This window comes from Mycobacterium sp. E787 (assembly GCF_001668725.1).
In the GTDB taxonomy this organism is placed as follows: Bacteria; Actinomycetota; Actinomycetes; order Mycobacteriales; family Mycobacteriaceae; genus Mycobacterium.
The window spans coordinates 1-671 of sequence record NZ_LZKL01000081.1 but is presented as its reverse complement, the minus strand read 5'-3'; the positions used below and the strand labels follow the sequence as shown (position 1 = coordinate 671).

1 protein-coding gene is annotated in these 671 nt (G+C 67.7%); it reads right to left on the bottom strand.

All coding sequences use genetic code 11. The features are described 5' to 3' along the window. The coding region (locus A5705_RS15630) for an HAD family hydrolase (protein WP_156763138.1) at window positions 1-671 on the bottom strand (671 nt) is incomplete at both ends.

Below are 671 nucleotides of genomic sequence, written 5' to 3'. Positions count from 1 at the left end.
GCCTCGAGGGGTTCCAGCTCGGCGCCGGTGAGAGTGCCCTTGGACGCCAAACCCAGGTCATTGCAGACCTTTTCGGCCACCCGAGGGTTGTCGCCGGTGGCGATCTTCACCTCGATTCCCAGCTCGGCAAGCTGATCAAGGGATTGCCGGGCGGCGGCCTTGGGCTCGTCGGCAAAGACGCAGAACCCGACCAGCATCAACTCGGATTCGTCGTCGGCGGTGATCGTGGACAGGTGTGGCGCCGGCTTGGCCGCCACGGCAACCACTCGGCGCCCGGCCGCGAACAACTCGGACAACGTCTGTTGAGACTGATCGGGTGCGCTCGAGCAGCGGGCCAGCATCTGCTCGGGTGCGCCCTTGACCACCAGCAGTCGCTTTCCATGGTCATCGACCAAGGCTGAGGTCGCACGGCGGATGTGGTCGAACGGCAAAAAGGCCACCCGGTCCATACCGTCGCCGACGAGCTGCCGTGCGGCGGGGTGCGCCCAGAGCGCGCCGTCCAGCGCGTTGGTCGCGGCGCCGCCCGCGGCCGGATCGATGTCACAGGCCAGCAGGGCCAGCCGCAGCACCGAGTCGTTGCGCACTCCGGCCGGGTTGACGGTGTCGACCAAGCTGATGCGGCCCTCGGTCAGGGTGCCGGTCTTGTCGGTGATCAGGATGTCGATGTCGCC